The organism is Streptomyces sp. NBC_00271 (assembly GCF_036178845.1).
Classification (GTDB): domain Bacteria; phylum Actinomycetota; class Actinomycetes; order Streptomycetales; family Streptomycetaceae; genus Streptomyces.
Window position 1 is genome coordinate 5,569,429 of sequence record NZ_CP108070.1, and the last position, 20,989, is coordinate 5,590,417.

18 protein-coding genes are annotated in these 20,989 nt (G+C 72.6%); 11 read left to right on the forward strand and 7 right to left on the reverse strand.

The features are described 5' to 3' along the window. Nucleotides 1-270: 270 nt before the first annotated feature. Nucleotides 271-1,197 (reverse strand): DUF3027 domain-containing protein, encoded by a 927-nt coding sequence (locus OG798_RS25420; RefSeq protein WP_095853993.1) that lies wholly within the window; start codon nt 1,195-1,197, stop codon nt 271-273. A gap of 476 nt (nt 1,198-1,673) precedes the next feature. Here OG798_RS25420 and OG798_RS25425 point away from each other — a divergent pair, with 476 nt between their 5' ends. The 4 genes from OG798_RS25425 to OG798_RS25440 are packed head-to-tail and all read left to right on the forward strand — an operon-like array spanning nt 1,674 to nt 5,254. Further along, entirely contained in the window at nt 1,674-3,104 is a 1,431-nt protein-coding gene (locus OG798_RS25425; RefSeq protein WP_328757725.1) for an MFS transporter, read from the forward strand. Nucleotides 3,105-3,163: 59 nt separating this feature from the next. After that, a complete protein-coding gene (locus tag OG798_RS25430) occupies nt 3,164-3,649 on the forward strand; it encodes a DUF2771 domain-containing protein (RefSeq protein WP_067371854.1) in 486 nt (161 codons plus the stop codon). Nucleotides 3,650-3,675: 26 nt separating this feature from the next. Next, nucleotides 3,676-4,413 (forward strand): futalosine hydrolase, encoded by a 738-nt coding sequence (locus tag OG798_RS25435; RefSeq protein ID WP_257016728.1) that lies wholly within the window; start codon nt 3,676-3,678, stop codon nt 4,411-4,413. Beyond that, complete coding sequence (locus OG798_RS25440; protein ID WP_121415762.1) at nt 4,391-5,254, forward strand: 1,4-dihydroxy-6-naphthoate synthase; 864 nt, start codon at nt 4,391-4,393, stop codon at nt 5,252-5,254. Before OG798_RS25435 ends, OG798_RS25440 begins: the two co-directional genes overlap by 23 nt. A 91-nt stretch (nt 5,255-5,345) precedes the next feature. Here OG798_RS25440 and OG798_RS25445 read toward each other — a convergent pair whose 3' ends face one another. Next, nucleotides 5,346-5,729, reverse strand: a complete 384-nt coding sequence (locus tag OG798_RS25445; RefSeq protein ID WP_054235168.1) for a cold-shock protein — start codon at nt 5,727-5,729, stop codon at nt 5,346-5,348. Between the two features lie 206 nt (nt 5,730-5,935). On the opposite strand from OG798_RS25445, the gene OG798_RS25450 reads away from it, so the two are divergent. Further along, the gene (locus OG798_RS25450) at nt 5,936-6,202 is read left to right on the forward strand and encodes a hypothetical protein (RefSeq protein WP_054235167.1); all 267 of its coding nucleotides are present in this window, start codon (nt 5,936-5,938) and stop codon (nt 6,200-6,202) included. Here OG798_RS25450 and OG798_RS25455 read toward each other — a convergent pair. Both OG798_RS25455 and OG798_RS25460 read right to left on the reverse strand, forming a co-directional pair. Further along, nucleotides 6,178-6,849, reverse strand: a complete 672-nt coding sequence (locus OG798_RS25455; RefSeq protein ID WP_183127284.1) for an HAD family hydrolase — start codon at nt 6,847-6,849, stop codon at nt 6,178-6,180. The genes OG798_RS25450 and OG798_RS25455 overlap by 25 nt on opposite strands. A 66-nt stretch (nt 6,850-6,915) precedes the next feature. Then, a complete protein-coding gene (locus OG798_RS25460) occupies nt 6,916-7,968 on the reverse strand; it encodes a hypothetical protein (protein WP_328757726.1) in 1,053 nt (350 codons plus the stop codon). Between the two features lie 367 nt (nt 7,969-8,335). On the opposite strand from OG798_RS25460, the gene OG798_RS25465 reads away from it, so the two are divergent. Beyond that, the gene (locus tag OG798_RS25465; RefSeq protein ID WP_121415760.1) at nt 8,336-10,936 is read left to right on the forward strand and encodes a helicase C-terminal domain-containing protein; all 2,601 of its coding nucleotides are present in this window, start codon (nt 8,336-8,338) and stop codon (nt 10,934-10,936) included. A gap of 75 nt (nt 10,937-11,011) precedes the next feature. Beyond that, the gene (locus OG798_RS25470) at nt 11,012-12,655 is read left to right on the forward strand and encodes a DNA repair helicase XPB (RefSeq protein WP_095853988.1); all 1,644 of its coding nucleotides are present in this window, start codon (nt 11,012-11,014) and stop codon (nt 12,653-12,655) included. Here OG798_RS25470 and OG798_RS25475 read toward each other — a convergent pair. Both OG798_RS25475 and OG798_RS25480 read right to left on the reverse strand, forming a co-directional pair. Further along, entirely contained in the window at nt 12,613-13,701 is a 1,089-nt protein-coding gene (locus OG798_RS25475; protein ID WP_435863943.1) for a glycosyltransferase 87 family protein, read from the reverse strand. The genes OG798_RS25470 and OG798_RS25475 overlap by 43 nt on opposite strands. Before the next feature lie 147 nt (nt 13,702-13,848). Continuing rightward, nucleotides 13,849-14,043, reverse strand: a complete 195-nt coding sequence (locus OG798_RS25480; protein WP_095853987.1) for a hypothetical protein — start codon at nt 14,041-14,043, stop codon at nt 13,849-13,851. Between the two features lie 352 nt (nt 14,044-14,395). Between OG798_RS25480 and OG798_RS25485 the strand changes: the two genes are divergently transcribed. Further along, nucleotides 14,396-16,438 (forward strand): HelD family protein, encoded by a 2,043-nt coding sequence (locus OG798_RS25485; RefSeq protein WP_095853986.1) that lies wholly within the window; start codon nt 14,396-14,398, stop codon nt 16,436-16,438. A 23-nt stretch (nt 16,439-16,461) separates the two neighbouring features. Here OG798_RS25485 and OG798_RS25490 read toward each other — a convergent pair whose 3' ends face one another. Further along, nucleotides 16,462-17,166: a copper homeostasis protein CutC gene (locus OG798_RS25490; RefSeq protein WP_121415759.1), complete on the reverse strand. Its 705-nt coding sequence runs from the start codon at nt 17,164-17,166 to the stop codon at nt 16,462-16,464. 748 nt (nt 17,167-17,914) lie between these two features. Here OG798_RS25490 and OG798_RS25495 point away from each other — a divergent pair. The 3 genes from OG798_RS25495 to OG798_RS25505 are packed head-to-tail and all read left to right on the forward strand — an operon-like array spanning nt 17,915 to nt 20,981. Then, complete coding sequence (locus tag OG798_RS25495) at nt 17,915-18,598, forward strand: HD domain-containing protein (RefSeq protein ID WP_267062186.1); 684 nt, start codon at nt 17,915-17,917, stop codon at nt 18,596-18,598. 29 nt (nt 18,599-18,627) lie between these two features. Continuing rightward, entirely contained in the window at nt 18,628-19,857 is a 1,230-nt protein-coding gene (locus OG798_RS25500; protein WP_328760077.1) for a Cmx/CmrA family chloramphenicol efflux MFS transporter, read from the forward strand. Nucleotides 19,858-19,877: 20 nt separating this feature from the next. Continuing rightward, complete coding sequence (locus OG798_RS25505) at nt 19,878-20,981, forward strand: GNAT family N-acetyltransferase (RefSeq protein WP_261685853.1); 1,104 nt, start codon at nt 19,878-19,880, stop codon at nt 20,979-20,981. Nucleotides 20,982-20,989: the final 8 nt, after the last annotated feature.

Here is a 20,989-nt window from a genome sequence, read left to right on the forward strand (position 1 = left end):
GTGGGGGCTGGTCACGCAGTTCCCCGCGCCCCTGAAAACCTCGGGGCACCCGGCGTTCCAGGGCCCGTGCCTCCGCCCGCCCGAATCGCTCGGCTGCAGCCGAGTGGGGGCTGGTCGCGCAGTTCCCCGCGCTCCTAAGGGGCGCTGCGCGCATCTTCAGCCCGTCCGGCGTTCGAGGACGAGCCCTTCGGGCAATGCGACAGCCCCCGGCGGGGTGCAGGGGCGGAGCCCCTGGGATGGGATGGGTAGGGGCGGCGGGGGCGAGGGGAGTTACGAGTGGCCCAGTTCGGCTGCGGTTTCGTCGGGGGTGACGGAGACCGAACCGGAGTCCGGGGACGGGCGCAGGGGGAAGGGGTCGACCTTGGTCTCGTCGATGACCGGAGGGGCCGGGCGGGGAGGCGTGGGCATGACCGCGGCCTCGGAGTGGCCGCCACAGCCGTAGGAGAGCGAGACGACACGCCCGTCCGCCGGAGAGAACTCGTTCGCGCAGACGCCGAACGCCTGTCCGAGCGAGCCCCCGATGGGGTTCAGGAAGCCACAGCTGACGCAGGACGCGGGGGCGGCCTGGGCCATCGCCGTCTTGGGGCCGTACGACTCCTCCCAGCGGTCGGCCGCGACATGCAGGCCGTAGCGGGAGAGCACACGGGCCCGGCGCAGGCCGAGTTCCTCCGCGACGGCCGCGATCGAGCCGCGGCGCGGGGCGAACGGCAAATGCGCGGGGGTGCCGGCGGTGACCTCGGCGTCCTCCGCCTCGACCAGTTCCGCCATGTCCTGGGAGACCGCGGAGTTCGGCGCGGGCTCGTCCTCCCCGGAGTAACCGGGCTCCAGACGCAGATCCTCGGCGTCCGTGGGCAGCAGGTCGCCCGGGCCCATGTCCCCGGGGCGCAGCCGCTCACTCCACGGCACCCACTCGGGGGCGAGCAGGGAGTCGGGGCCGGGCAGCAGCACCGTCTCGTCGAGGGTGACGACCTTCGCGCGGGAGGCACGGGCGACGGTGACGGCCCAGCGCCAGCCGCGGTACCCGAACTCCTTGCACTCGAAGTAGTGCGTGACAACGCGGTCCCCCTCGGAGACCAGTCCCACGTGTTCGCCGACGACGCCGGGGGCGGCGGCCTCCTCGGCGGCGGTGCGCGCGAGGTCGACGGCCTCGGCGCACAGGCGGTCGGGGGTGCGGCTTCGCGTTGTCGCTGCGCTCACAGGTATCGCTTCTCTCCTACGCCGTCTCACGGGTGCGCCATCCCTCGGCGGGGGTGCGGACGGAGCGGACCGGTGGGCCGCGTCGACGTCCACGCCCGATCGCACTCGGGCGCACCTACGTCATCCATTCTGCGGGATGACCGAGAGGCGCGCGGCCGAGAACAACCGCCGCAGGCGCGCTACGCACGCTACCTTCTCCTGAGCCCTGGGCCCACACCGGCGGGGCGCTTCCGCACTCCGCGCCAGGTTTCCGGACCGCTCCGAGGCAGTGTTTTCGCACCCCACACCGCCTCTCGTACGGATCGAAAAGAACCTCGCACAACCGTCGCGGTCGGCCGGAAAACGCTCCTCGCCCCCGACCCGGTCCGGTTCGGCACCCCGACACGCGCCCCGCATGCGGCCCGTCACCCGCCCACTCGGCCGCCATACGCGCGGTAACCGCACTACGTACGCACTTCTCGGGGCACTATTGCGGAGTGGCAGCCGCGAGGTCGCCCCAAGGAGCCGCCGGTGTCGGCGCTGCCAAGGGCGGCACCAGAAATGGCGGATCGGGCCGGATGACCGGTTCCGTCCGCGCGGTGGGCCGTGCCCTGCACTTCCCGGTGACCGGAACGGCGCGCGGGATCCGCAAGGCGACGCACGCGCACGGGGCGGGCGAATCCGGCCTCGGGAAACTGATCGAGCTGCACGCGGTGAACGGCGCCGGCGATGTCATGATCACCGTCGCGCTCGCCTCCACCGTCTTCTTCTCGGTGCCCACCGACGAGGCACGCGGGCGCGTCGCGCTCTACCTCGCCATCACCATGGCGCCCTTCACCGTCCTCGCCCCGGTGATCGGCCCGCTTCTGGACCGTCTGCCGCACGGCCGCCGGGCCGCGATGGCGGGCGCGATGTTCGCCCGGGCCCTGCTCGCGCTGCTGCTGTCGGGCGCGGTCGTGACCGGCGGCCTGGAGCTGTATCCCGCCGCGCTGGGCGTGCTGGTCGCGTCCAGGTCGTACGGGGTCGTACGAAGCGCCGTGGTGCCGCGGCTGTTGCCACCCCGGTTCTCCCTGGTGAAGGCGAACTCCCGGGTCACCCTGGGCGGACTCCTGGCCACCGGTGTCGCCGCGCCGATCGGGGCGGGGCTGCAGGCCCTCGGCCCGCGCTATCCGCTCTACGGCGCCTTCGTCATCTTCATCGCGGGCACGTTCCTGTCGTTCACGCTGCCGCCCAAGGTCGACTCGGCCAAGGGCGAGGACCGGGCGCTGCTCGTCGCGGACGAGGAGCATCTGCACCGACCGCAGCTCATCAAGGACAAGTTGCGGCGGCCGGGACTGCGCACCGTCGGTACGGCCGTCACCCACGCCCTCGGCGCCAACGCCGCCCTGCGCTGTCTCTCCGGCTTCCTGATCTTCTTCCTCGCCTTCCTGCTCCGCGAGCACCCGCTCACCGGCGAGAGCGCGGCCGTCTCGCTCGGGATAGTGGGTGTCTCGGCGGGCGCGGGCAACGCGCTCGGCACGGCGGTCGGGGCCTGGCTGAAATCGCGCGCCCCGGAGATCATCATCGTGACGGTCGTCGCGTGTGTGCTGGGGGCCGCGATCACCGCCGCCCTATTCTTCGGGGCCTTCCTGGTGGCCTGTCTGACGGCGGTCGCGGGGTTCTCGCAGGCGCTGGCCAAGCTCTCCCTGGACGCGCTGATCCAGCGGGACGTGCCGGAACTCGTCCGTACGTCGGCGTTCGCGCGCTCGGAGACGCTGTTGCAGGTGGCCTGGGTGTTCGGCGGCGCGATCGGCATCGTGCTGCCCCTCAACGGCACACTGGGCCTGTCCGTGGCCGCCGCGATCGTCGCCGTCGGATGGCTGGCCACCACGCGGGGGTTGCTCGGCGCGGCGCGGCGCGGGGGCCCGGTGCGCTCACGCGTGGCCTGACGGCGGCACGCCGTACCCCACGTGGGGAGAGCGGTGGACGTGCCCGATAGCCTTCGGCCATGACCTCCCTGCCCCGCGGCAGAGCCGCCAATGGACATCGCCGCCGCGCCGTTGCCGCTCTCGGCGCCGTTTCCGCCGGACTTCTCGTCCTGTCCGCCTGTGACAAGCCGACGCCGCTGGCCACCATCACGGTCGGCAAGAACTCCGTGAGCTCCGAGACCGACTGCTACAACGACGGCAAGGAGGTGAAGACCGCGGACCTGGCCAAGTGCCTCAAGGGCACGGACATCAAGTCCATCAAGGTCGACCCCGACGAGACCGTCCGGTTCGGTGTGGACCCGAAGATCGCCGACAACGGCTGGACGATCCTGATGAACGGTCAGCCGCTGACCGACTCCAGCAAGAAGACGTACCGCACGATCCCGGGCAGCGTGTTCTTCAACGCGCAGTACGGCGCGAGCGGCAACTCCACGCTGGTCTCCATCAAGGAGGGCGACAAGACGGTGACCGGGCTGTGGTCCTTCAAGCTCAAGAAGGACGCCTGATCGCTGCCGCTGGGCTGAAGGTGCTGGTGGCCACCGCCGTTCCCGTGGAGAGGGACGCGGTGGCCGGGGCGTTCACTGCCACCGGCCGTTCGCTGCGGCTGCCCGGGACGACCCTGGAGCGGCTGTCCCCGGCCTCCCGTGACAGCACTGCCGCCCGCGTGACCCTCGATCTGCTGGCCGCCGGGGTGGGGCCCGCTCCGGCCGCCGCGTCCACCGCGGGCGCGCTCACCGCGGCCGCCCTGGACGGCGCCCCCTACGACCTCGTCGTCTCCACCGGGATCGGGGGCGGTTTTCAGCCTGAGGCCCCGGTGGGATCCCTCGTCGTCGCCGACGAGATCACCGTGGCGGACCTGGGCGCCGAGACCGCGGACGGGTTCCTGCCGGTCACCGAGCTCGGGTTCGGGACCGTCAGCCACCGTCCGCCGCAATCACTCGTACGAGAGGTCGTGTCGGCCACGGGCGGACACGCCGGAACCGTACTGACCGTGTCCACCATGACCGGCAGCGCCGAGCGCGCCGCCGAGCTGCGGGCCCGGCACCCGCATGCCCTCGCCGAGGCCATGGAGGGCTTCGGGGTGGCCGAGGCGGCCGCCGCGCACGGTGTGCCCGTACTGGAGATGCGCGCGGTCTCCAACCCCGTCGGCCCGCGCGACCGCGCCGCCTGGCGGATCGGAGAGGCTCTCGCGGCCCTCACCGAGGCGTTCGGGAAGCTCGCGCCCGTCCTGGAGAGTTGGAACCCACATGACCCAGACCACCAGCCCTGAGAAGACGCTGCAGATCGCGTACTCGCCCTGCCCGAACGACACCTTCGTCTTCGACGCCTGGGCCCACGGCCGCGTCCCGGGCGCGCCCGCGCTCGACGTGACCTTCGCGGACATCGACATCACCAACGGCATGGCCGAGCGCGGCGAGTTCGACGTGCTGAAGGTGTCGTACGCCGTCCTGCCGTACGTCCTCGACGAGTACGCGCTGCTGCCGTGCGGGGGCGCGCTGGGCCGGGGTTGCGGGCCCCTGGTCCTCACCCGGGAGCCGGACGCGGACCTGACCGGGCGCACGGTCGCCGTGCCGAGCGAGCGGTCGACCGCCTACCTGCTCTTCCGTCTGTGGGCCGCGGACACCGTTCCCGGCGGGGTCGGCGAGATCGTCGTCATGCCCTTCCACGAGATCATGCCGGCGGTACGGGACGGGAAGGTCGACGCCGGACTCGTCATCCACGAGGCCCGTTTCACGTACCAGAACTACGGGCTGCACAAGCTCGCCGACATGGGCGAGCACTGGGAGCGCACGACCGGACTGCCCATCCCCCTCGGCGCGATCATCGCCAAGCGCGCGCTGGGCGAGGAGCGTCTGAAGGGCCTCGCCGACGCCACCCGCTCCTCGGTCCGCGCCGCCTGGGACGACCCGGAGGCCTCCCGCCCCTACGTCCTCGAACACGCCCAGGAGATGGACCCGGCCGTCGCCGACCAGCACATCGGCCTGTACGTCAACGAGTTCACCGCCGACCTCGGGGAGGACGGCTACGCCGCGATCCGAGGCCTGCTCACCCGCGCCGCCGCCGAAGGACTGGTCCCGGCACTCGGACCCCACGCCCTGTCATTCCCCTGATCCCCGGCCGACGGTACGGACGGGGCCGAGGGGCTGATCACGCCCCTCGGCCCGGATACGCCTCCGGCGCTTCCTTCCGCCCGCCCGCGGGCTATACGTCGAGTTGGTCGGCGACCGCGCGCAGGAGGCCCGCGATCTTCTTGCCTGAGGCCTTTTCGGGGTAGCGGCCCTTCTCCAGCATCGGCGTGATGTTTTCGAGAAGGGTCGTCAGATCCTGCACGATGGAGGCCAGTTCGTCCGGCTTACGGCGCTGGGCGGCCGCGACGGAGGGGGTCGGGTCCAGGATGGTCACCGAAAGCGCCTGGTCACCGCGCTGGCCGGCGACCACGCCGAACTCCACGCGCTGGCCGGGCTTGAGCACATCTACTCCGGCGGGCAGGACCGAGGAATGAACGAAGACGTCGCCGCCGTCGTCGCGGGAGAGAAAGCCGAAGCCCTTCTCGCTGTTGAACCACTTGACCTTGCCGGTAGGCACGTCTGTCCTCGTCCTCGTACTCGTCGGAAACTGCTCTGAAACTGCACGGGCGCATACTCGGGCCGTTGCACGGGCAACGGTCGGAAACTGCCCCGGATAGCACTACAGCGGGTCGTCGGACCCGCCGGTACCAAGGCTAATGGTCCCGGGGCCGGTGACAAGACGTCGCCGGATTGTTCCTTCGCGCTGGGAACTACCCTGGTCCGGTGCGTGACAAAACCCAACCGAATTCCGCCGAGCCCGGTGACCGGCTGATCCGTGCCGGTGCCATCGTGTTCTTCGTCGGAGCCGTGGCCACACTCGTCACTGTGGCCCCGCTACTCCTCCATACGACGCCTTTCCCTACGTACATGTTCGGCTTGAGCATGCTCATGGGTGTCGGCTTCCTGATCGCCGCGGCGGGGGTGCTGCGGTCCGTCGCCGCGGGACGCCGTCAGGCCCGCGCGATTCAGGCCCGTACGGCCTCCCGGTAATCCCCGCGGTAGTCGCTCAGCCACGCCGGGAACTCCGTCAGGTCGGCCAGCACGACGTCCGCGCCCGCCGCGCGCAACTCCGCCGCGTCGCACGGGCCGGTGGCGACCGCGACGGAGTACGCGGCCGCGGTGCGCGCGCCGCGGACGTCGCCGGTGTGGTCGCCGACGTACACGCTCGCGCCGTGCTCCCGCAGCGCCTGCGCCTTCTGCTCGGCCCACAGGTTGCCGACGACCGCGTCGGCGTCGATGCCCAGGTGGTCCAGATGCAGCTTGGCGTTGGGCTCCCACTTCGCGGTGACGACGACCGCGCGCCCGCCCGCCGCGCGGACCGCCGCGACGGCCTCGCGGGCGCCGGGCATCGCGAGTGTGCCGGTGATGGCGTGCACGGGGTACATCTCGCGGTAGAGGTCGGCGATCGCGGGCACCTGCTCCGCCGGGAACCAGTTGATCAGCTCCTCCGCCAGCGGCGGTCCGAGCCGCGTGACGGCCAGGTCGCAGTCGATGTACGTCCCCGTGCGCTCCGAAAGTGCCTGGTAGCAGGCGTGGATGCCGGGGCGGGAGTCGATCAGGGTCATGTCGAGGTCGAAGCCGACGGTCAGCAGGTGGGGAGTCCGGGAGGTCGTCGATGCGATAGGCATATGGACCATTGTGCCCACGTGCCCATGTGGTGGCCGGTGGCGGTCGGTCGCGCGGGTCAGCGGCGTCCTCGCGGGTCAGCGGCGTCGCTGTGAGCGCCACACCAGGTACAGCGCCGAGGCCACGGCCGCGCCCCTGACCACCCACGGCCAGGTCTGCGCGACCGCCTCGTTCATGTGCCCCTTGACGATCGGATCGCCCCAGCGGCCGTCCGTACGGCCCCACAGCCAGACGACGCCCGCCGTCACGGCCAGCCCCGGCATGCCGAGCACGGCCCACTTCGACTCGACGGGGCTCAGCCGGCGGGAGGCCCAGGCGATGAGCCAGCCGAGGCCGAGGGCGAACCAGTTGCCGAGGACGGCGCCGACGACGAGGAGGACGGCGGCCAGCAGAAGGAGGGGGTTGCTCCAGTTGCCGGGGCGGGGGAGTCGGCGACGGGGCGCGACGGTGACGTCGGGGTCCTCGACGGGGGCGGGCTTCTCGACCTTGGGCGACTTGGGTGCCTTGGCCGGCTTGGAGGGCTTGGAGGACTTGGAGGACTTGGTCGGATCGTCCTCGTCCCCGGTCGCGTCCTCGTCGTCGTCCTCGTGCTTCGGTGGCGGCTTGAGCAGTTCGGGGATCTCCACGCCGCCGACAAATCCCGGCACGTTGTCCCCCAGCCCGAACGGGCTGGTGTCCTTGCGCCACCAGTCCGGATCCGCGGAGCTGTCGCCCAGTTCGTGCGTGCTCGCGAGGTGGGGCGGGGAGGGGGCGTCGTCGGACTCGGTGGGGCGGGGCGCGTGTTTCGGCTCCGCCGGGCGCGGCCTCGGGACGACTCGACGCAGGCCCTTGGGGCGGTCTTCGGCCTCGCCGGCGCGCTGGGTGGGGACGACGGCCCGGGTGTCCGTACCGGTCTCGGGGGCGCCCTCGCGGGCGGCGGCGACGATGTCGTCCGGGGTGCCGAGGCGGGAGAGGATGCGGCGGACGGCGGCCGGGCTGTCGACGGGGGCCTTCGCCCGGCGTCGGTCGATCTCGTTGCGCAGCTCCGACACGAGTCGCATGCGGGTGGCCGAGGGCAGCTGGCGCTGCTGGGCCAGGTCTCCGACGCGGCTCAGATAGTCGAATACGAGCTGGTCGCTCTCAATCCCCACGAAGTCCCCTCCGGGGCGCGCACGTTGTAAACCCGGTGGCCACGACGGTACCGCGTACGCCCCGAGTTCTTCGCCCCCAGACCCCCGCGTGGGTTCTTCGACTGCGGGCGGGAGGGGGCTGGTCGCGCAGTTCCCCGCGCCCCTAAGGCACGGGGCTCCGCCCCGGCGCCCCTCCAGGGGCGCGGGGAACTGCGCGATCAACCCCCACCGGCCGACAGCCGGACAACTGCTCAGCCCCGGCCCTGGGGAACTGCGTGCCGGGTCTCCGGTCGGCCGCAGGTGGGCAACACTCCCGGGGTCCGGGGCGTAGCCCCGGGGATGGGGTGGGTAGGGGCGGCGGGGGCGAGAAACCACTACCGTTGAGCGGATGAGCACAGAGGAGCACCCCACGCCGGACCGAACCCCGGACCCCGCCCCGCAGGGCACCGCTCCGCGCTCCCTCGCGGAAGCCCTCCGCGCCCGGGACGACGCCTCCCTGTCGGCCCTCCTCCGCACCCGCCCCGACCTCATCACCCCCGTCCCCACGGACCTCACCCAGCTCGCCACCCGCGCCGGCACCCGCGCCTCGGTGGTCCGCGCCCTGGAGCGCCTGGACCGGTTCGCGCTCCAGACCGCGGAGGCCCTCGCCGTCGCGTCGGACCCGGCGGCGCGCGACGAACTGCTCGCACTGCTGGCGGGCGACGACAACGACCCGGCGGTCACGGCGGCGTTCCCGCGCGCTCTGGGGACGCTCCGCGAGCAGGCCCTGGTGTGGGGCCCCGACGACCGCCTGCGCCTCGTACGCACGGCGCGCGAGCTGCTCGCGCCGTCCCCCCAGCACCCGTCCCCCACCGGCCTGGGCCCGACCGTCGCCGAAGCCACGGCCGGGATGTCCCCGGGCCGCATCCAGGAGATCGTGGCCGAGGCCGGGCTGCCGACCACCCACGACTCCGTCTCCGCCGTCGCCTCGCTCACCGCGCTGTTCACCGACCGGTCCCGGATGTCGGCGCTCCTCGACACCGCCCCGGCCGAGGCGGTGGACGTGCTGTCCCGGCTGGTGTGGGGGCCGCCGTACGGCCAGGTGACCGCCGACCCGGCACGCCATCTGCGCTGGCTGATCGACCGCGGGCTGCTGCTGCCGACGGCGCCCGGCACGGTCGTACTGCCCCGGGAGGTCGCCCTGCATCTGCGGGCGGGCCGCGCGCACCGGGCGACGGAACCGGTGGCCCCGGCGGTCGAGGTCGCACGCACGCACCGTCCACAGGTTGTGGACAGTGCGGCGGCGGGCCAGGCGTACACGGCGCTCGCCACCATCGAGGAGCTGCTGAAGGACTGGCACGAGGGCGGGCCCGTCGTACTGCGCGCCGGTGGGCTCAGCGTGCGGGACCTGAAGCGGACGGCGGTGGCGCTGGACGTCGCGGAGCCGATCGCCGCGTTCTGGGTCGAGCTCGCCTACGCGGCGGGCCTGCTGGCCTCGGACGGGGAGGCCGACGAGCGGTACGCGGCCACCCCCGCCTATGACGAGTGGCTGGAGCGGCCCGCCGCCGAACGGTGGGCCACGCTCGCCTCCGCGTGGCTGGCCGCGACCCGTACGGCGGGCCTGATCGGCGGGCGGGACACCAAGGACCGTACGTTGTCGGCACTGGGCCCCGGCCTCGACCGCTCGGCGGCCCCCGAGGTCCGCCACCGCGTCCTCACCCTCCTCGCCACCCTGCCCGAGGGCGCCGCCGCCACCCCGGACTCGGTCCTCGCCCACCTCCAATGGGAGCGTCCGCCGCGCGGGGACCGGAGCACGGCCGAGGATCTGCGGACCCGGCTCGCCCGGTGGACGCTGTCCGAGTCGGAGCTGCTGGGAGTCACCGGCCGGGGCGCCCTCTCGGCACAGGGGCGGGCGCTGCTGGGGCTGCCGTCGGCGAGCGCCCGGGAGACCGGGACGCGCGCCCCGTCCGGTCCCGGCGACAAGCTCCCCGCCCACAAGCACCACCGCCCCGCCGTCGAGGCCCCCCTCTCCGAAACCCCGCGCTCCCCCGCCGAGCAGGCCGCTGCCGTCGCCCACGCCGCCCGGCTCCTCGCCCCGCTGCTGCCCGAGCCCCTGGACCACGTCCTCCTCCAGGCGGACCTGACCGCCGTCGCCCCCGGCCCGCTGGAGCGGCCCCTCGCCGACACGCTCGGCGTGCTCGCGGACATCGAGTCGAAGGGCGGGGCGACGGTCTACCGCTTCACCCCCGGGTCGGTACGGCGCGCCCTGGACGCGGGCCGGTCGGCCTCGGACCTGCACGCGTTCCTCGCGGCCCACTCCCGCACGCCCGTCCCGCAGCCGCTCGCCTATCTGATCGACGACGTGGCGCGCCGGCACGGCCATCTGCGGATCGGGGCGGCCTCGGCGTACGTGCGCTGCGACGACGACGCGCTGCTGAGCGAGATCCTCGCCGACAAGCGCTCGCAGGGACTGCGGCTGCGCCGCCTCGCACCCACCGTGCTCGCCGCCCAGGCCGACCCGGCGGCCCTGCTGGAGGGCCTGCGCTCGATGGGCTTCGCGCCCGCCGCGGAGTCCGCCGAGGGTGATGTGCTGATCACCCGCGCGCACGCCCACCGCACCCCGCCGCGCTCCGCCCCCGTGCCGGTCCCGGACGGCCCGCCGGTGCCCGACACCACGCTCCTCGGTGCCGCGGTCCGCGCCATCCGCGCCGGTGACCTGGCCTCCACGACCCCGCGCAAGGACACGCAGGCGCCGGCGCCGGGCAACGGCGAGCTGCCGCGCACCAGCTCCGCCGAGACCCTCGCCACCATGCAGGCCGCCGTCATGACCGGCGAGGCGGTGTGGATCGGGTACGTGAACGCCGAGGGCGCCGCCAGCCAGCGCGTGATCGCCCCGATCCGGGTGGAGGGAGGCTTCGTGACGGCGTACGACCACACCGCGGACGAGGTCCGCACCTATCCGTTGCACCGCGTGACGGGGGTCGCCGAGCTCGCCGACGACCAGCCGTGATCACCGCCCCGTGAGGCACACTGGACGTTTGGCCGGTCATCCGCGCGGGGTGACGGCACGCAGAAAGGGACGGGTGTGAACGGACCCCTCATCGTCCAGAGCGACAAGACCCTGCTCCTGGAAGTCGACCACGAGCAGGCCGACGCCTGCCGTCGGGCCATCGCGCCGTTCGCCGAGCTGGAGCGCGCACCCGAGCACATCCACACCTACCGGGTGACACCGCTCGGCCTGTGGAACGCGCGCGCCGCGGGCCACGACGCCGAGCAGGTCGTCGACGCGCTCGTCGAGTTCAGCCGCTACCCCGTACCGCACGCCCTGCTCGTCGACATCGCCGAGACGATGGACCGCTACGGGCGTCTCACCCTCAGCAAGCACCCGGCCCACGGGCTGGTCCTGACCACCACCGACCGGCCCGTCCTGGAGGAGATCCTGCGGTCGAAGCGGATCATCCCGCTCGTCGGCAACCGGCTCGACCCGGACACCGTGGCCGTGCACCCCTCCGAGCGCGGGCAGATCAAGCAGACGCTGCTGAAGCTGGGCTGGCCGGCCGAGGACCTCGCCGGGTACGTCGACGGGGAGGCGCACCCGATCGAGCTGGCGGAGGACGGCTGGGCGCTGCGGCCGTACCAGAAGCAGGCCGTGGAGAACTTCTGGCACGGCGGGTCGGGCGTTGTCGTCCTGCCCTGTGGAGCCGGGAAGACGCTCGTCGGCGCCGGGTCCATGGCGCAGGCCAAGGCCACCACGCTCATCCTCGTCACCAACACCGTCTCCGCCCGGCAGTGGAAGCACGAGCTGGTGAAGCGGACCTCGCTGACCGAGGACGAGATCGGCGAGTACAGCGGGACGAGGAAGGAGATCCGCCCGGTCACCATCGCCACCTACCAGGTGCTGACGACCAAGCGGAAGGGCGTCTATCCCCACCTGGAGCTGTTCGACTCCCGGGACTGGGGACTCATCGTCTACGACGAGGTGCACCTGCTGCCCGCGCCCGTCTTCAAGTTCACGGCCGATCTCCAGGCGCGGCGGCGCCTCGGCCTGACCGCGACCCTGGTCCGCGAGGACGGGCGCGAGTCGGACGTCTTCTCGCTCATCGGGCCCAAGCGGTTCGACGCGCCCTGGAAGGAGATCGAGGCGCAGGGGTACATCGCGCCCGCCGACTGTGTCGAGGTCCGCGTCAACCTCACCGACTCCGAGCGGCTCGCGTACGCGACCGCCGAGACCGAGGAGAAGTACCGCTTCTGCGCGACGACCGCCACCAAGCGGAAGGTGACCGAGGCGCTGGTACGGAAGTTCGCGGGGCAGCAGATCCTCGTGATCGGCCAGTACATCGACCAACTCGACGAGCTGGGCGAGCACTTGAACGCGCCCGTCATCAAGGGCGAGACCAGCAACGCGCAGCGGGAGAAGCTGTTCGGCGCCTTCCGGGAGGGCGAGATCAGCGTGCTCGTCGTGTCGAAGGTCGCCAACTTCTCCATCGACCTGCCGGAGGCGACCGTCGCCATCCAGGTGTCGGGCACCTTCGGCTCGCGCCAGGAGGAGGCCCAGCGCCTTGGCCGCGTGCTGCGCCCGAAGGCCGACGGCCACCAGGCGCACTTCTACTCCGTCGTCGCCCGCGACACCATCGACCAGGACTTCGCCGCCCATCGGCAGCGGTTCCTGGCGGAGCAGGGGTACGCCTACCGGATCGTCGACGCCGACGAGCTCCTGGCCGACAACTGAACCAGCAGGACCAGCCCCAGCAGGGGGTACGGCGAGGCGAACGGCTGCTGCCACCAGGGGAGACGAAGGTCCAGATCGCCCTGGTGGGGGACCAGCCAGAGGGTGCGGGCCGCGAAGACCACGGCGGTGGCGGCGGCCGGGCGCGGACCGTGTTCGGCGTACAGCACGGCGATCAGCGGGACGCACCACACCCAGTGGTGCGACCAGCTGATGGGTGAGATCAGCAGGGCCGTGAGGGCGATGACGAGGACGCCCTGGCGGTCGGTGCGCGCGCGGCGGGCCAGCCACAGTCCCGCCGACGCGAGGGCCAGCGCGGGTACGGCCCACAGCGGACCCGGTGCCGGGTCCCCCAGCGCCCGGGCGATCAGCCCCTGGAGCGACTGGTTGTCGACGATCCACACCTTGCCGACGCGGCCGGTCTCGTAGAGCCGCCGGGTCCAGAAGTCGACACTCGCGGCGGGAAGGGCGAGCGCTCCCAGGAGTACGGTCCCGGCGAAGGCCGCCAGGGCGGTGGCCGCTTCCCGCCGCCGGCCCCTGAGCAGCAGATACGCCACGAAGACGGCGGGGGTCAGTTTCACCCCGGCCGCGATGCCGAGGGCGATGCCCTTGCCGGGGGCGCCGGGCGGCCGTGTCAGGTCCCAGAGGATCAGGCAGGCGACGGCGAGGTTGATCTGGCCGAAGAGCACGGTCTGGAAGACGGGTTCGAGCCACAGGGCGAGCGCGGTGGCGGCGCAGAGCGCGGGCAGCCGCGTCGGCAGGCCCGCGAGACGGCAGGAGAGCCGGACCACCACGGCCAGCAGGGCCACGTTCCCGGCGACGAAGGCCGCCTTGAGGACGGACAGCGGGAGCCAGGCCAGCGGGACGAAGAGGACCGCCGCGAAGGGCGGGTACGTGGCGGGCAGCTGCCACTCGGTGACGGTGAAGCCGTAGAGATCCGTGCCGTGGACGACGGCCGCACCCTCGGCCCGGTAGACGAGCGCGTCGGCCATCGGAGTGCGCCGGAGAAGACACAGCGCGGCGAACGCGGCGAGGGAAGTGGCGAGCAGGAGGAAGGGAAGAAGAGACGCGGGAAAGCGGGAGACGGAGAAACGAGGGACGGAGAACGGGAGAACTTCGTCGAGTGAGCGATCGGTCACGTTCCGCTGCAGCACGGAGTGACCCTAGTGCCGGGACGGTTCACCCCGGCGGACGGCTCACCGGTGTCGGACGCCCGCCTCCTCCTCGTACTCCCCGAGGAGCACGACGCCGAACGCCGCGCCCACGAAGACCTTGACGGCGCGCAAGGCGTCGCCGACACGGTGGTGGTGGTGGACGGCGGAGAAGGCGGTCGCGCCATGAGCGGCGGGACCGCGCCGGGAAGGGCCTGAGGTGAAGGTTGCTGCGCTCATGTATCCATGATGGAATCCGCGACCCCATATGGCGTCGGCCTATGGACCGAACCTCGGCGGCCCCTCGTACGCCTCCAGGCCTCTGCGTGTACGCCTCACGACGGACGGCGACCCTTAGGGATATGGGGGTCGCATCCCTGATGCCGCGTACGACGCCGGGAGCGATGCCTTGAACGATGCCGCGAGCGGTCCGCGAAAAAGAGTTGGCCCGGACCTCCTCCCCTGACCTAGAATCTCCGCTCTTGCCCGCCTCCCTCGACGGAGTGCCGCCGCCCGGCCGGAAACCGGACAGCATCCAACGGCTCGACCGCCGTACCCACTCACACGCAGCAGGTCTTCCGGAGGCACCACGTTGTCCACCCCACCCGCCCAGGACCCCCTCTCCCGCGAGCGCGCCCACCTCGGCTCGTCCCGCGCGGCACTGCGCGCGATGCGCGAGGACGTGGAGAACCTCGACATCAAGGACGTCACCGCGAACTGGGTGAACGCCGCGGTCCTCCAGCACCAGATCGACGAGCGGATCAAGGCTCTCGCCGACCTCAGTCACACCCCGCTGTTCTTCGGCCGCCTCGACTATCTGCACGCACCCGGCGCCGACAAGGCGGAGGGCGCGGAGGGCGAGCGTTTCTACATCGGGCGCCGGCATGTGCACGACGCCGAGGGCGACCCGATGGTCATCGACTGGCGCGCGCCGGTGTCGCAGCCGTTCTACCGGGCCTCGAAGAAGGACCCGATGGACGTCGGACTGCGCCGCCGCTTCGGGTACACCGGCGGCGACCTCACGGCGTACGAGGACGAGCACCTGTCCGACCCCTCCGAGGCCGCGGCGACCAGCAAGCTGCTCCAGCAGGAGATCGAGCGCCCGCGCGTGGGCCCGATGCGGGACATCGTGGCGACCATCCAGCCGGAGCAGGACGAGATCGTACGGTCGGGTCTCTCGGGCTCCGTCTGTGTGCAGGGCGGCCCCGGCACCGGGAAGACGGCCGTCGGCCTGCACCGCGTCGCCTACCTCCTCTACGCCCACCGGGAGCGGCTGGCCCGCACCGGCACCCTGGTCATCGGGCCGAACAAGTCCTTCCTGCACTACATCGAGCAGGTGCTGCCCGCGCTGGGCGAGCTCGAGGTCAAGCAGGCGACGGTCGACGACCTCGTCGCGCATGTGGAGGTACGCGGGACGGACGACGCGACCGCCGCCGTCGTCAAGGGCGACGCCCGGATGGCCGAGGTGCTGCGCCGGGCCGTCCGCTCGCATGTGACGCTCCCGACCGAGGGCGTCGTGGTCGTGCGCGGGTCGCGGCGCTGGCGTGTCCCGGCGTACGAACTCGAGACGATCGTCGGGGAGCTGCTGGACCGCGACATCCGGTACGGCGCCGCCCGCGAGGCCCTTCCGCAGCGGATCGCGCACGCCGTGCTGGTCCAGATGGAGCGCTCGGGCGAGGCACCGGACGACCGGGTGCAGGACGCCGTGGCCCGCAACACCGCGGTGAAGGCGGCCGTCAAGGCGATCTGGCCGCCGGTCGACCCGGCCAAACTGGTCCTTCGCCTGCTCACCGACGCGGACTTCCTGGCCGTCCACGCGGACGGAATCCTCGACGAGGACGAACAGAAGGAGATCCTCTGGTCGAAGCCGGTGCGGTCGGTGAAGTCGGCCAGGTGGGCGCCCGCCGACGCCGTGCTGATCGACGAGGCCACCGATCTCGTCCAGCGCACCCACTCCCTCGGCCATGTCGTGCTCGACGAGGCGCAGGATCTGTCGCCGATGCAGTACCGGGCGGTCGGGCGGCGCTGCACGACGGGTTCGGCGACCGTGCTCGGTGACCTCGCACAGGGCACGACCCCCTGGGCGACGCGGAGCTGGGACGAGGCGCTCGCCCACCTCGGCAAGGGGGACGCGGTGATCGAGGAGCTGACCGCCGGTTTCCGCGTCCCCACCGACGTCATCACCTACGCCTCCCGACTGCTGCCGCACATCGCGCCGGGCCTGACCCCGGTGGCGTCGGTCCGTGAGAACCCGGGCTTCTTCGAGGTGCGACCGACGACCGCCGACGAGCAGGTCGTGGACGCCTGCCAGGAGTTGCTGCGCAACGAGGGTTCGATCGGTCTCATCGCCGCCGACGCCCGGATCCCGGCGCTCACCGAGGCGCTGGCGGCGGCGGGGCTGACGTACCTGGGCCCCGGCGAGGAGACGACGGCTCAGACCCGCCTCACCCTCGTCCCGGCCTCCCTCGCCAAGGGCCTGGAGTACGACTACGTGGTCCTGGACGAGCCGCAGGCCGTGGTCGACGGAGAACCGGACGAGCGGACCGGACTGCGCCGCCTGTACGTGGCCCTGACCCGAGCGGTCTCGGGCCTGACCGTCACTCACGCGGCCCCGCTGCCGCAGCAACTGGCCTAGCCGGGCGGGCCCTTCGACGGCCGCTACGCGTCCAGGGCCTGCCGCCACTCCCGTACGGCCGCCACCGCCACCGGCCCGTCCCATCCGCCGGGCCGGGCCGCCCCACCGATGTGGAAGGCGTCGATCCCCGCGGCCCTCAGCCGAGGAACGTGATCGAGACGCAGGCCGCCGCCCACCATGATCCGGGGTTCGTAGCCGGGTTCGGTGCGGCGGGCGGCCTCGGCGAGGAGGGTCGGGAAACCGTCGTCCACGCCGTCCGGGGAACCCGCCGTGAGGTACGCGTCCAGGCCCGGCAGGTCCGCGAGCTGCTTGCGCAGGGAGTCGCGGTCGGCGGCGCGGTCGATCGCGCGGTGGAACGTCCAGGGGCAGCCGTCCAGTTCCGCGACGATCCGCTCCACGACGGACAGGTCGGGACCGCCGTGCTCGTCGAGGAAGCCGAGCACGAACTCGTCCGCTCCGGCGGCCCGCATCTCCCCCGCGAGCCGTACGAGCGCGTCGACGTCCTTGGCGGCGCCCGCCGCGAAGCCGTCCGTCCGCCTGAGCATGACGCGCAGCGAGATGTCGACGGCGGCGCGGATCCCGACGAAGGTCTCCAGCGCCGGGGTGAGCCCGTCGGCGGCCATGTCGGTGACCAGCTCCAGCCGGTCGGCGCCTCCCGCCTGGGCGGCGACCGCGTCCTCCACGCCGAGGGCGATCACCTCCAGGACTGCACGCTTGCGCTCGCTCATGGGGCCTCTTCCTCTGGGGCGGCTACAGGTCTAGTCCAATCTCAGGGTACGCCGCGGCCACCGACCCCCGCGAGAAGGCCTCGCCCTTTACCGGCACACATCATCGGGGCTCCGCCCCGAATCCCCGTCCACCCGAAATCGTTCATCCGCGGGACGGTGGGGGCTTGTCGCGCAGTTCCCCGCGCCCCCAAGACGGGGCTCCGCCCCGGATCCCCGTCCACCCGAAATCGTTCATCCGCGGGACGGTGGGGGCTTGTCGCGCAGTTCCCCGCGCCCCCAAGACGGGGCTCCGCCCCGGATCCCCGTCCACCCGAAATCGTTCATCCGCGGGACGGTGGGGGCTTGTCGCGCAGTTCCCCGCGCCCCCAGGGCGGGGCTGCGCCCCGGATCCCCGTCCACCCGAAATCGTTCGTCTGCGGGACAGTGGGGGCTTGTCGCGCAGTTCCCCGCGCCCCTGGGCCAGGGGCTGCGCCCCGGGTCCCCCGCCGACCCCAGTCGCTCGTCCACCGGCCGGTGGGGGCTCGTCGCGTCGTTCCCCGCGCCTCTGGAAGCCTCGGGCTGGTTGGCGTTCGAGGGCGCACCCACCCACCCGGCCCGCATCATTCAGCCCGTCCGGCGTTTGAGGACGAGGCTGTTCAGGCCGATGCGGGGGGCCGGGGGCGGAGCCCCCGGGGGATGGGACGGGTAGGGGCGGCGGGGGCGAGGGAAGGCGCTAGGTGCCAAGCGGCCCGAGCGGGAGAATCGACGCATGCCCGACCTCGACGCGCTGCGCACCCGCTGGTCCCATGCCCTCGACGGCGCCCGCTCCCCCGGCGGCCCCGACCCGGCCCCGTACGCGGACAACCTCCTCGCCCGCTGGCAGGAGCCACAGCGCCGCTACCACACCGTCGCGCACCTCACCGCGGTCCTCGACCACATCGACGTACTGGAGAAGCACGCGGACGACCCCGCCCTCGTCCGCCTCGCCGCCTGGTTCCACGACGCCGTCTACCTCCCCGACCGCTCCGAGAACGAGGAACGCTCCGCCCGCCTCGCCGAACGCGCCCTCCCCGAGGCCGGGGTGAGGAAAGCCGAAACAGCCGAGGTCGGACGTCTTGTCCGGCTCACCGTCACCCACGCCCCGACCGACGACGACCGCAACGGCCAGGTCCTCTGCGACGCCGACCTCGCGATCCTCGCCTCGACCCCGGACACCTACGCCGCCTACACCGCCGCCGTCCGCGAGGAGTACGCCTTCGTCCCGGACGAGGCGTTCCGGGCTGGCCGGGCGGCCGTACTGCGTCAACTCATCGATCTGCCACGGCTGTTCAGGACGCCGTACGGAACACGGGAGTGGGAGGAGCGGGCCCGGGAGAACATCCGGCGCGAGCTCACCCACCTCACCGAAACCACCCCGGAATCGGCGAACCCGCCCCGGAAGGACACCAAGTGACCGGCTCCAGTCCGCCGCCCGGCCCCCGTATGCCCCTCGCCGTCTACATCCTCGCCCTCTCCGTCTTCGCCCTCGGGACCAGCGAGTTCATGCTCTCGGGGCTCCTGCCGCCCATCGCCGACGACATGGGTGTCACGATTCCGCAGGCGGGTCTGCTCATATCGGCGTTCGCCATAGGCATGGTCGTCGGCGCGCCGCTGCTCGCCGTGGCCACCCTCCGCCTCCCCCGCCGTACCACCCTCGTCTCGCTCATCGCCGTCTTCGGGCTCGGCCAGATCGCCGGCGCGCTGGCGCCGACGTACGCCGTGCTCTTCGCCTCCAGGATCGTCAGCGCCCTCGCCTGTGCGGGCTTCTGGGCGGTGGGCGCGGCGGTGGCGATCGCGATGGTCCCGGTGACCTCCCGGGCCCGCGCGCTCGCGGTGATGATCGGCGGCCTGTCGATCGCGAACGTGCTCGGGGTCCCGGCCGGTGCCTTCCTCGGCGAGCACCTCGGCTGGCGGTCCGCGTTCTGGGCCGTCGGCGCGGCCTCCGCGATCGCTCTGGTCGGGGTCGTCACCCTCATCCCCCGCATTCCGCTCCCCGGCAAGAAGCCGCAGCTCAGGCGGGAAGTCTCCATTTACCGTGACGCGCAGGTCTGGCTCACCGTCGCCCTCGTGATGCTCGCCGCGGGCGGGGTCTTCTGCACGTTCAGCTATCTCTCGCCGCTGCTCACGGATGTCGCCGGGCTCGACGACGGCTGGGTGCCGAGCGTGCTCGCGCTCTTCGGGGTCGGGGCGCTGATCGGTACGACGATCGGCGGGCGGGTCGCCGACGCGCACCTCTTCGGGGTGCTCCTCTCCGGCACCGCGGCCTCGACCACCGTCCTCGTGGCGCTCGCGCTCCTGGGGCAGTTCGCGTTCGCGGCCGTGGCTCTTTCCTTCCTCCTCGGCGTCACCTGCTTCTTCACCGCCCCGGCGCTCAACGCCCGGCTCTTCAACCTCGCCGGGGCCGCCCCCACCCTGGCCGGTGCCACCACCACGGCGGCCTTCAACCTCGGCAACACCGGCGGCCCCTGGGTCGGCGGCACGGTCATCGACGCGGGTCTCGGCTACGCGGCGACGGCCTGGGCGGGCGCGGCCATGACGGTGACGGGCCTGGGGGTGGCCGCGGTCTCGCTGCGCCTCCAGCGCCGTACCCGGGCCTCCCGCGTGGTGGTGTCCATGAACAGGAAGGCCGAAAGGGCCGACAGGACCAACAATCCAGTACGTAACGACGTCTGACCGCGCCTATCCTCAGCCGCATGCGATCCATGGGTGGGGACCAGGTGGAGGAAGCCGTCGCGGGCGCCGCCGCGCTGTTGCGGACGGTGGCCGGGCGGGACTGGGACGGCGTGGGGGCGGGCCGTCTCGAGTGGAGTTGCCGCAGGACCGCCGAGCACATCGCGGACGATCTCCTCGCGTACGCGGGCCAGTTGGCGGGGCGGGCCACCACGGCGTACGTGCCCTTCGAGATCACCTTGGACGACGGCACCGACAACGCGGGCGTCGTCGACGTGATCGAGACGACCGGCGCCCTGCTCGCCGCCGCCGTGCGCACCACGCCGCGCGAGGTGCGTGCCTTCCACCCCTACCCGTTCCGCAGCGCGAACCGCGAGGGCTTCGCCGCGATGGGGGTCACCGAGGTGCTCCTGCACACGCACGACATCGCGCAGGGTCTCAAGGTCGCCTACGAGCCGCCGGCCGAACTCTGCGCGGACGTACTCTCCCGGATCTTTCCGCACGTCAGGCCGGGGTCCGAGCCGTGGCCCACGCTCCTGTGGGCGACCGGCCGCGGCGAGTTGCCCGGCCGCGCGCCGCTCACCGAGTGGCGCTGGAGCAACAACCTGGTGATCGAGGCCGGACGGCTCACCCTCCAAGGAGTCACCCCGGCGGCCGCCGCCGATCTGCGCGCGGGCGGCACCGGCGGCTTCGAGTGGATCGAGGGCGGCCCCTTCGACGGCACGCGGGACGCCGCCGGAATGGTCATGAAGGCGTACGAGAGCGGGGTGCACCGCCCTGAGTGGGGCATGTTCGTGCTCGTACGGAGCGAGGACGGCCGGGCGGTCGGCGCGATGGGCTTCCACGGCGCCCCCGACGAGAACGGCCGCGCGGAAGTCGGCTACGACCTCGCCGAGAACGCCCGCGGCCACGGCTACGCGACCGAGGCCCTGCGCGCCCTGGCCGCCTGGGCCCTCGACCGCGACGAGCTCGACGTCCTCTTCGCGGCCATAGAGCGGACCAACGCGCCCTCCCAGCGGGTCATCGCGCGCGCCGGATTCACCCGGGTGAGCGAGGACGAGGAGGAGTACGCGTACGAACTGCGCGCCCTGGATCCGTCGCTGCGGGTGTACGCCCGTACGGACTGACCTCCGCC

Bases quoted from the DNA above. Each gene is read 5' to 3' on its own strand.
- OG798_RS25430 (WP_067371854.1), top strand. From the start codon at position 3,164: ATGACCTCCCTGCCCCGCGGCAGAGCCGCCAATGGACATCGCCGCCGC.
- OG798_RS25440 (WP_121415762.1), top strand. From the start codon at position 4,391: ATGACCCAGACCACCAGCCCTGAGAAGACGCTGCAGATCGCGTACTCG.
- OG798_RS25455 (WP_183127284.1), bottom strand. From the start codon at position 6,849: ATGGTCCATATGCCTATCGCATCGACGACCTCCCGGACTCCCCACCTG.
- OG798_RS25465 (WP_121415760.1), top strand. From the start codon at position 8,336: ATGAGCACAGAGGAGCACCCCACGCCGGACCGAACCCCGGACCCCGCC.
- OG798_RS25480 (WP_095853987.1), bottom strand. From the start codon at position 14,043: ATGAGCGCAGCAACCTTCACCTCAGGCCCTTCCCGGCGCGGTCCCGCC.
- OG798_RS25490 (WP_121415759.1), bottom strand. From the start codon at position 17,166: ATGAGCGAGCGCAAGCGTGCAGTCCTGGAGGTGATCGCCCTCGGCGTG.
- OG798_RS25495 (WP_267062186.1), top strand. From the start codon at position 17,915: ATGCCCGACCTCGACGCGCTGCGCACCCGCTGGTCCCATGCCCTCGAC.
- OG798_RS25500 (WP_328760077.1), top strand. From the start codon at position 18,628: ATGCCCCTCGCCGTCTACATCCTCGCCCTCTCCGTCTTCGCCCTCGGG.
- OG798_RS25505 (WP_261685853.1), top strand. From the start codon at position 19,878: ATGCGATCCATGGGTGGGGACCAGGTGGAGGAAGCCGTCGCGGGCGCC.